General features: G+C 60.7%; 9 protein-coding genes and 2 pseudogenes. 6 read left to right on the top strand and 5 right to left on the bottom strand.

Annotated features, from left to right (window positions below; translation table 11 throughout):
* The 5 genes and pseudogenes from QMK17_RS25635 to QMK17_RS25615 form a co-directional block, all read left to right on the top strand.
* Window positions 1-415: pseudogene (locus QMK17_RS25635) on the top strand (VOC family protein); the annotation flags it as partial.
* A 48-nt stretch (window positions 416-463) separates the two neighbouring features.
* Window positions 464-883 (top strand): nuclear transport factor 2 family protein, encoded by a 420-nt coding sequence (locus QMK17_RS25630; protein WP_283512105.1) that lies wholly within the window; start codon window positions 464-466, stop codon window positions 881-883.
* A 483-nt stretch (window positions 884-1,366) separates the two neighbouring features.
* The gene (locus QMK17_RS25625) at window positions 1,367-2,611 is read left to right on the top strand and encodes an MFS transporter (RefSeq protein ID WP_283512104.1); all 1,245 of its coding nucleotides are present in this window, start codon (window positions 1,367-1,369) and stop codon (window positions 2,609-2,611) included.
* 37 nt (window positions 2,612-2,648) lie between these two features.
* Window positions 2,649-3,503, top strand: coding sequence for a sugar phosphate isomerase/epimerase family protein (locus QMK17_RS25620; protein WP_283512103.1), 855 nt, complete (start codon window positions 2,649-2,651; stop codon window positions 3,501-3,503).
* Between the two features lie 54 nt (window positions 3,504-3,557).
* Window positions 3,558-4,319, top strand: a complete 762-nt coding sequence (locus tag QMK17_RS25615) for an SDR family NAD(P)-dependent oxidoreductase (protein ID WP_283512102.1) — start codon at window positions 3,558-3,560, stop codon at window positions 4,317-4,319.
* A 255-nt stretch (window positions 4,320-4,574) separates the two neighbouring features.
* Here QMK17_RS25615 and QMK17_RS25610 read toward each other — a convergent pair.
* Together QMK17_RS25610 and QMK17_RS25605 are read right to left on the bottom strand one after the other, a co-directional pair.
* A pseudogene (locus QMK17_RS25610) lies at window positions 4,575-4,853 on the bottom strand (IS630 family transposase); the annotation flags it as partial.
* A gap of 78 nt (window positions 4,854-4,931) precedes the next feature.
* Window positions 4,932-6,164 (bottom strand): MFS transporter, encoded by a 1,233-nt coding sequence (locus QMK17_RS25605; protein ID WP_283512101.1) that lies wholly within the window; start codon window positions 6,162-6,164, stop codon window positions 4,932-4,934.
* 92 nt (window positions 6,165-6,256) lie between these two features.
* On the opposite strand from QMK17_RS25605, the gene QMK17_RS25600 reads away from it, so the two are divergent.
* Window positions 6,257-6,877, top strand: coding sequence for a TetR/AcrR family transcriptional regulator (locus QMK17_RS25600; RefSeq protein ID WP_283512100.1), 621 nt, complete (start codon window positions 6,257-6,259; stop codon window positions 6,875-6,877).
* 202 nt (window positions 6,878-7,079) lie between these two features.
* Here QMK17_RS25600 and QMK17_RS25595 read toward each other — a convergent pair whose 3' ends face one another.
* The 3 genes from QMK17_RS25595 to QMK17_RS25585 form a co-directional block, all read right to left on the bottom strand.
* Entirely contained in the window at window positions 7,080-8,696 is a 1,617-nt protein-coding gene (locus QMK17_RS25595; RefSeq protein ID WP_283512099.1) for an MFS transporter, read from the bottom strand.
* Between the two features lie 95 nt (window positions 8,697-8,791).
* Complete coding sequence (locus QMK17_RS25590) at window positions 8,792-9,460, bottom strand: class I SAM-dependent methyltransferase (protein ID WP_283512098.1); 669 nt, start codon at window positions 9,458-9,460, stop codon at window positions 8,792-8,794.
* The coding region (locus tag QMK17_RS25585; protein WP_283512097.1) for an FAD-dependent oxidoreductase at window positions 9,457-10,039 on the bottom strand (583 nt) is incomplete at its 5' end. The genes QMK17_RS25590 and QMK17_RS25585, both read right to left, overlap by 4 nt.

Below are 10,039 nucleotides of genomic sequence, written 5' to 3'. Positions count from 1 at the left end.
GATCAGTGACATCGTCAAGGGTGAAGGAGTGTTCCTGCGGTGCTCAACCGATCACCACAACATCCTGATCCAACGCGCTCCCATGGCGTTCATGCATCACAGTAGTTGGCAGGTCGACGATATCGACTCCATAGGGCGAGGCGCAATGGACATGCTCGAAGGCCACCCCGAACGCCACGTCTGGGGACTGGGCCGGCACTACGCCGGATCCAATTTCTTCTGGTACTTCAAAGACCCTGCCGGCAACTTCGCGGAATATCACAGCGACATGGACTTCATCGCCGAGGATGCGCTCTGGACACCCGAAGAACTAGAAGGAGCACGCGGACTCTATCGGTGGGGCCCGCCGCCCCCTCCGTCATTCATCAAACCCGACGACCTCGCAAGCCTGATGATCCATGGCCACAGCGCCTGAGAGTTCAACATCCCCTTAACGGGGCCCTATGTGCAAGGAGAAAAACTGATGGGCAACAGCAGCGATTGTGAGCTGGTTCTGCTGAAATTCTATGCAGCGGAGGCGAAATACATAGCCACAGGCGGCAAGGACTTCAGTGAGATTGCCAGCACCTTGGATCCAGAATGCGTTATGTATCAGCCAGATTCGATGCCGTACGCCGGAGAATGGCGCGGCCACGATGGTTTAGAGCGGTGGATGGCGGCTTTCGGGGACACATGGGCCTCCCTCACTGTCGAGGATCCCATATTCTATCCGTCGGGAACGAACCACATCTTCGTGCGATCGACGGTGGTCGCCCGAGCCAAACGCACCGGAACGGATATCACCTGGCCGCTGCTGCAGATGATCACTGTTCGTGACGGACGCATCCTGGAAATGCAACCGTTCCATTGGGACACAGTGCCGATCACCGCGGCTGCGGGCTAACCAGGAATATTCGCGGACCGCCAAGGGCAGAGCCAGCGGCGGGCATTCGTGAATCGAATGATCGTGTGCGGACACGGCAATGCTACCTCGAATACGCACACAGGATGCCGGAGGGAGGCGGTTCGGCCCACGAATTGCTCCCCGCCCGCGGCCTCCAGAAAGCCGCTGGCCAACTGCTTTTCGCTGAACAGCCGCGTGCGCTTCTGTCGTAGCCTCCCTCTCGATGCGTAGCGCGGACCGAGCGACGAACTGTCAGTCGCTCCTCCATCGACGCGGCGCGGGTTTGGCACAACCAAATTCATACGCTGTCGACTCCCGAAGTGGGCAGCCTCGACTATCTCGCTGTGTGTCAACACCACAGCACTTGTCCGGGGTCTTTCTGAGCATTTTGCTCGACCGAACCTCTTGAACGACAACTCCAAAATTTCCAGCGCTCTCTACCCCTCCGCTGAACAGCGCCCGTCATGCCGAACGAGGACAACAATGACCACTCCACGTCAAACCACACCAGGACAACAGAATTCGCGCCGTGGTGCGAACACTGATTCTCTCCCCATCGCCGCGCTACTCCCACTTGCAGCGACTGCGCTGCTCACCATCGTGACCGAGACACTCCCAGCGGGACTGCTCCTGCAAATCTCGTCGGGTCTCTCGATCAGTAGCTCGGCAGCGGGGCAGATGGTGAGCGCCTATGCGCTCGGAGCCGTCATCGCGGCAATCCCCGCTATCACGCTCACCCGTGGAATGCGGCGAAAGCCGATACTTCTCGCCGTCGTGGCGGGCATGCTCCTAGCCAACAGTATTACCGCCACCGTCGATATCTTCGCCGTTACACTGGTGGCACGTTTCGTCGCCGGCGCATTCTCCGGAGTGCTGTGGGGAATGCTGGCGGGCTACACACGCAAGATTTCCCCTGCAGCCAAAACCGGAAAAGCGCTGGCGATTGCCATGGCGGGAACCACCATTGCCTTCGCCATCGGTACTCCCCTCGGCACATACCTGGGCTCGATGTTCGGCTGGCGATGGGCATTTCTGACTTTGGCCGCATTTGCCGCTGTCCTCATCGCGTGGATCATCGTCGCTGTTCCGGATGCTCCGGGGCAGCCACCGCAAACCCGTACACCTCTACACCGGGTCTTTGCTACCCCGGGAGTTGCGGCGATACTCTTCATCGTCTTCGGTTGGTTCCTCGCCCACAACATGCTCTATACCTACATCGCGCCGTTCCTCGTATCCGTGAACGCCGGGTTGCGTATCGAGATAGTCCTGTTCGTCTTCGGTATCGCCTCGCTCGCAGGAATCGTGCTCACCGGCACAGTGATCGATCGATCCTTGCGGAAAATGGTGTTGGCCAGCTTGACCGCGTTCGCGACTGCGGCTCTCGCCCTCGGAATCGCGGGCGGCAACACCGTGGTCCTCCTTATCGCGGTAGTCCTGTGGGGCGGCACGTTCGCAGGAGCCTCGACGCTGATGCAAACAGCACTAGCGGACACCACAGGACCCGATGCCGACGTTGCAAATTCTATGCTGACTGTCGCGGCCAATCTTGCGATCTTCGGTGCGGGCACCACGGGCGGAGTACTGCTCGATGCCACCGGCGCGGGAGTGTTCCCGTGGGCCGCCCTCTTCGTCATCGCAACCGTATTTGCGATCGCGTTTCTCGCCCGACGGCACGCCATCGTCCCTGGTTCACGCGTGGACAGAGTCGGGTCGCAATCCAAGAAGTGACTCCGCTTCGGAGCACCCTGAAAAGAAGGAGAAAGCTGTGAATTCACCCACGGAGTTGATCATGTGGGAGGGAAGTGTGCGCACTTTCAGCTACCGCGAACAACTCGAGACCACCGCCGAGGCTGGATTCGACTCACTCGCGCTGACACCAGCGGCCTATCGCGTGGCGATCAGCGACCTCGGTGCGACGGGCGTCAGACGTCTGGCGAGTGAGGTCGGCCTCGATCTGCACCTCGATACGGTCACAGGGTGGGCACCCATTCGGGTACCTACCGGCGCAGATGACAACCTGGTTGCACGATTCGATTTTTCTGTCGACGACTGTCTTCAACTCGTCGACTCACTCGACCTCAGATCCATTCTGGCCGTCGCGGTTTTCGATCATGATGCCGTACCGCACGACACCCTGGTGCGGGGATTCGGCGAGCTGTGCGACGCCGCGTTGACCAGAGAAATCCCCGTCAACCTCGAGTTCATGCCGTTCTGGGGCGTACCCGACCTCGCTGCAGCCTGGAACATAGTCGATCGCGCACAAAGACCCAACAGCGGACTGATGCTCGATACCTGGCACTTCGCGCACAGTGGATCCGATCTCGACCTACTCGCCCGGATTCCGGACGATATCACCGTCAATGTGCAACTCGCAGACGGATTCCCCGCACCGGCAGGAGCGGATCTGGTGGACCTCACCTTGCACAAGCGACAGCTTCCAGGCCATGGAACCCTCGATCTGGAAAGCATACTGACCGTGGTCAGAAGCCGCGGCTCGCTCGGCTCCGCAGGTCCGGAGATTTTCTCCGACGACTTGGATGCGATGCGCCCGACGGACGCCGGCCGCGCGCTCGGAACCTCGGTTCGCCAGCTACTGGAGATCGGCGTCCGCGACCGCTGAGCCCACCTCTGCACACGAACGGCCACATCAGCGCCAACACGAGAAGAGATCAAAATGAAGCTGAACAACAAAGTCGCAGTAGTCACCGGCGGGGCAGGTGGACTCGGGACCGAAATTTCCCGGGAGCTGGCCCGCCAAGGCGCAACAGTTGCAATCCTCGACCGCGACTCGGTTGACGACGTCGCATCCCTCGTGTCGGCCGAGGGGCGAAAAGCAATCCAACTCGGTGTCGACATCACAAGCAACGACGAGGTCCAGACAGCTTTCGAACAAATCGAACAACTTCTCGGACCCGTCGATATCTTGGTCAATGCCGCAGGCGTTACCGGCACTTCCCGACCCACACACGAAGCAACCGAGGACGACTTCGACGCCGTCTTTGCGGTCAACGTCAAAGGCACCTTCTTCTGTTCCAAGTACGCCATTCAAAGCATGCTCGGACAGTCGGGCGGAGGATCTATCGTGAACATTTCGTCGACGTACGGAGTGGCCGCCAACGCAGACATTCCGCTGTACCACGCGACGAAGGCGGCTGTCATTATGATGGCCAAGACCGACGCAGTGACCTACGCGGGAGACGGAATTCGTTCCAACGCCATAGTTCTCGGAACAACACGTACGCCTATGTCCACAGCTGCTATGTCGATCAGCCCGGAAGGCTCCGCCTACCTGCAGAACTTGATCGATTTACATCCACTCAAGCGGCAGGCCGAACCTGATGAGGTGGCGAAGGTCGTTGCTTTCCTAGCCGGGCCGGACTCAAGCTACATCACTGCTTCGTCCATTCCAGTCGATGGTGGGTATACAGCAATCTGACCCCCGATCTGGGCACCGAATTCCGATATGAATTCGATCGATCTGGCGAGCCCTGCGATCGCGTTGCAAGGTACACTGGAATTGTTTTTCCCGCAATGAAAACATAAGCTTACTTGTCTTGCAAGAACGGGAATTCGACTCGGGCGCGCCTAATGAGTCCAGTTGCTTGGAAGTGGTCAAAATAGGCCGTCTGGTCGATCGAATTGTGGTAAAAACCGGCTATTGTCCTGGCAGGAAACTCTGCCGCAAAGAGGACTAGCGGTCCGCGTTTGAAGTTGTTGGGCGGTTGGCTTTCTTAAGGATTTGTTCGGCTGTTTTGGTCCATACGGACGGTTGAACGCGTGGGTTCCACCCGTTGATGAACGCGCGGATCTTGGCGGTGAGGTCCCGGACGTTGTGGAACGTGGCTCGGTGGATCGCTTGTCGCTCGACGGTGCCGAACCACACCTCGACGAGGTTCATCCACGACGCCGATGTAGGCGTGAAATGCACTGTGATGTCGGGGTTGTCGGCGAGCCAGTACCGTACTTCCTGTTTCTTGTGGGTGGCGAATCAACCATGCGGATGCCAAGTCGTCGGTGATACGACTCGTCGAAAACGCCTGAAACGCGGCTACTGCCGCGCGCCAGGAGGAAAGCTGAACCGACGAGCAACGGCTACTACCGTTACCGTGCCGAGGATCAATGCGAGAGTGAAGATGGGGAACGATCCTGGGCCCACGGTAGCGAGAAGTACTCCGCCCGCGCCGCTTCCGAGGAAGATGGCCGTATTTGCAGCCGTCGTCAGAACCGAATTGGCGACATCTGCATCGGGTCCGGAGGCATCGGCGAGTGCGGTCTGCAGCAACGGCGAGGCCCCGCCGAAGGACAAGCCCCACAGAACCACTGCCACAACGAAAGCCATCGGGCTGTTGCCTGCAAACGTCAGCAAGGTAGCCCCGATCGCCAATGAGCTCAGGCCGGTCAGGATGAGCGTCCGCAACATGCGATCCGCCAGCGTCCCGACAGCCGCGATGCTCGTCAATGCAGCCACCCCGAAAATGGCGAGCACGACATCGACCCTCAGGCTCACGCCTGTATGGTCGATGATCGGGGAAATGTACGTGTAGAGGGTGTTGTGAGCGAGAAACCATCCGAGCACGACAACGATGATCGGAGCGACGCCGGGTAACAGCATCACCCGAACGAGGGGCGTGCGTCCGCTGGCGTGCTGCCCCGCGGCATCAGGAACCACTGCAACGATCCATGCGACCAACCCGAGAGTGATCAGGGACATCAGACCGAACGTCGCGCGCCAGCCGAACACAGAGCCTAGATAAGTCGCGACAGGTGTGCCGATGGCGAACGCGACAGGAGTGCCAGCCATCGCCACGGTCAATGCTTTTCCGGACAGCGTAGGCGGGGCAATCTTGCGGGCGTACCCGGCGAGCATGCCCCACACCATTCCTGAGAAGGCGCCTGCCGCGAAGCGTGCACCCAACGTTACGGTGAAATTGGGCGCGAGCGCAGTGATCGTGTTTGCTACGACAAACCCGCCGACGGCGAGAAGCAACATTCGCTTTCGGCGCCATCCGCGCGTGAGGGTGATCGCCGGAATCGCAAACAACACGGCACCGAGTGCATACGCACTGATCAACTGTCCGGCTGCGGCTTCTCCGACCCCGAACCCAGCGGAGAGCTGCGGGAGCAATCCTGCAGGCAGCGTTTCGGTCATGATGACGATGAACGCAGTGGCCGACATCGCCAGCAGCGCTGCCCACGGCAGAGTCTGAGGTGCGTCGCCGAGAAGTGGATGAGGTGCATTGGGGTCTGTTCGGCCCTGGAAGGCAATATCTGGATCATTCACTCCATAAGTGAACATCACCGCCTGGCTGTTGCCAACTTATATGGATCAAATAGTCTGTAATTCGTGACACAGTGCAGTCGTTCAGGAGTGTGATGGCTAGAACCGGGAGACCACGGAAGTTCGATCTCGACAGCTCGGTCGAAGCGGCCATGTTGCTGTTCTGGGAGAGCGGTTACGACGCAACGTCGTTGGCGCAGTTACGCGCGGCTATGGGTTTGTCATCAGCTAGCTTCTACGCAACGTTCGGCTCCAAGGAGGGCGTGTTCGACGCTGCGGTCCAGCGATACATTGGAAGCTACGGCCGCGTGACGCTACCGCTTGCCGCCGTCGACCTTGAACCGCGGGAAGCGATGGAGAAGACGCTGCGCGGGTCGGTGATCATGCAAACCGATCCGGCGCATCCGCTCGGTTGCCTGATCGGCCTCGGCTCTCTGATTGCCGGCGCGGACGAGAACAGGCGCGCCGCTTTGGAGACGCGGAGAACGTTTGACCGCGAGAACATGGCGGCCCTTGTGGAACGCGCAATCGCCGTTGGGAAGCTCGAACCCCGTACCTCCATCGAGGCACTCGCGACGATGCTTCATAGTTTCCTACTCGGATTGACCCCGCTGGCCAGAGACGGCGTGGATGCTGAAACCCTGCAGGACTCGGTCACCGAGATGATGCGGTTCTGGGATTCGATGTACCCCGGGAGCGAAGCCGTCGATCGATGATCAGAGGGACTGTGTGACCACTACTTACTCGAAAGTAGTGCGTACACGGGCACGCTCCGCGTGTGCTTTTGCTATATCTCCGCACCCATGTTGATTTCACGACCGAATCAGCGTCAGCACGACAGCACCGACAGTTACCGCACCGACGGACTTCTGATGTACGCCTCAGGTAACGCTCGCCGGAATAGACGTTGATTGATCTTTATCGCGCGCACTCTTCGGACGATTCGGCGGCCGGAGTCCTTCGAGCCTGCGCCATATTGGGGTCTGACGATGGCGTAGACGCCACAACGGGACCGCGGACGAGCACGTACACGAACAATGCGGCCATGACCGCTGCACCAGCCCACATGGAGTGTTGCCAACCGTCGACGAAGGATTCTTCGGCCGCCCTCACCAGATCCTGGGCGTGCTCGCCCGCTCCGTCGGCGGCGACGACTGCGGTCGTGACGCCCTCGCGTGCGGTATCGGCAATGTCGGTCGGGATCCCTTCGAGCCGGGGGTCGATCGAGTTTCGGTAACCCGCGGAGAGGACCGCACCGAGTAGTGCCACCCCCAGGGCGGTGCCGAACTCACGAGTCACGTCGTTCAGCGCCGAAGCAACCCCTTGCCGCTCGCGCGGCAAGGTACTGGTGATGGCCTCGGTCGACGGCGTCATACCCAGGCCCATGCCCAGACCCATCGCGAGCATCCCTGGCAGCACCGCGAGGTATCCGCCGTCGACGGACACCAGGCTCGCCATGAGTACGAGACCGACGCCGGCAAGAAAGATGCCCGACACCATCGCCGAGCGGCTTCCGACGCGGGCAGCGAGGCGAGGGGCGAGAACGGAGGCGGCCATCATCATCAATGCCATCGGCATGAGGGCCAGGGTGGCGCGCAGCGCCGACCAGCCGAGCACGACCTGTAGGAACGGGAAGAGGACGACGAAGATTCCGGCCTGAACTCCGAAAACCACCAGGAGCGTAAGCGAGCCGCTGGACAGATTGCGTCCGCCGAACAGGCGTACATCCAGGAGTGGCGCTTGCTGCCGCAGTTCCCACACTATAAATACGATGACGGCAACGACTGCCGTAACGACAGCGATGAGAGTCAGCGGTTCGGTCCACCCGTACACCGGCCCTTCATGGAGAGCGAAAACGACAGCCAGCACCGCGAGCACCGAGGTAAACGAGCCGACAGCATCGAACCGGTGCTCGGTGATCTCTCGCGAGTTGGGAACCGACCGCATGATCAACGCGGCCGAAATCAGCACGAGCGCAACGGGTAGCACGAACAACCACCGCCACGAGGCAACGTCGACCAGTAGCGCGGACAGGTACATACCGAGAATTCCGCCACCGCCGGCGACCGCGGTCCAGACCCCGATACCCTTGGCCCGCTCGTCGTCCGGAAAGGTCGAGGTGATGACAGCAAGGGTGACCGGCATGATCATTGCCGCACCGACTCCGGAGACGAAGCGGGAGGCCAGCATCATCTCCGACGAATTTGCCAGTCCGGCAGCAACATTCGAGATTCCGAAAGTGGCCAGCCCGGCCAGTAACATCGGTTTGCGTCCCACCCGGTCTCCGAGTGCACCGAGAGGTAGGAGGAGTGCAGCCAAACTCATTGTGTAGAGGTTGATGAACCACAGCACTTCACTCTGAGGAGCATCGAACTCTACGGCGAGTTGAGGTTGGGCGACATTGAGTCCGGTCACGGACGCGATAACGGCCATGAGCGCGATACAGACCGCGATCAGTATCGCGCGGCGACGGGCAGGATCATCGATAGTCGAGTGGACGTCACCGGTTGTCGGTGTCGATGCATTTATGCTCACAGTTTTCTTTCTGAATGAGGGCAGAAGAAGTGGCGCGCCGGCACCATTTCGGGCGCCGGCGACGCCGTGATCGGGTTCAGGCCTGATGGCCCGGTTCAGTTGCGGCGTATCGCTCTGACGACCACGTCGTGGATCGTCGTCTCTCGGCCATCGGGACCGTTCACCGTGCGATGAGATTCGTTGGCAGTCCGTACGTCCCACAGTGATGGGTCGAGGCGCGCTGTAATCCCTGCTGCGGTCGCCGACGCCTCGGCGGGCGGCTGCTCGCCGTCGCCATGCCCATGCCCGTGTCCGTGTCCGTGATTATCGGCCGCGCCGTGACTCGTCGCGAGATGGAGGTGACCGACGATGAACAAGGTTCCGCCCGGGGCTACCCACGTCGCCAGGCGGTCGTAGAACTCGAGCTGAGGCATTGCGGGATGCGAATAGTGGGTGGTGACCAGGTCGTACTGCTCGTGTGGTGTCCATGAGGACAAGTCCGCTTCGACGAACTGAACCTGTTCTTCGACGCCGCAGGCAGCGGCCTTGTCGCGTGCGCGGGCTATAGCGTCAGCGGAGATGTCGGCACCGGTGACCTGCCAACCGTGCGCCGCGAGCCAGATCGCTTCCGCTCCGGCGCCGCAACCCGCATCGATAGCTGTACCAGGAGTCAGGTCGTTGACCTCCTGCACCAGGTGCGGGTTGGGATCACCGGCAGCCATCGCGGCAGCGCGGTCGCCCTGCCAAATCTGGTCCCAGTAGTACTTGTCGAATGAATGCGTCATCGCGAGAGTTCTCTTTCGGTGGTAGCGGTGGTGTCGGCTTTCGAGGCAACTGCCCTTTTCAGGTCGTCCATCACCAGGTTGGCGTTGATGTGTTGGGCCGCGCGGGCGCCTTCCGCAGCGGCGCCACTCACCTGCGCGGAAATGTCGGATGCGTTGCCGGCAGCCCAGACGCCGGGCACCGTGGTCTGTCCGACCTCGTCAGTCTCGATGAACGCGCCCCCGGACGGATGGGACGTCGGCTCGATTCCGATTCCGGTGAAAAGATCGGTGCGGGCAATCATCTTCGTAGAAACGGCGACAGTGTCGACCTCGACAACGCGACCGTCCCGGAGCCGTACACCCGTGAGTCGATCGTCGTCGATCTCGAGCCGATCGACTGCGCCGCCGACCACCGCGATATCGAATGCGTCGAGTTGTGCGCGTTGTTCGGCGTCCAGCTCGATGCCCCCGGGGAACAACACGATGTCCGAGCTCCACTGACGGAACAGAAACGCCTTGTGCAGTTCCATCGGCTCCATTGCCAGGACGCCGATCTTGTGGTCGCGAACCTCCCAGCCGTGGCAATACGGGCAATGTACG

The organism is Rhodococcus sp. G-MC3 (genome assembly GCF_030063335.1).
Classification (GTDB): Bacteria; Actinomycetota; Actinomycetes; order Mycobacteriales; family Mycobacteriaceae; genus Rhodococcoides.
This window is presented reverse-complemented; position numbering and strand designations above follow the sequence as displayed.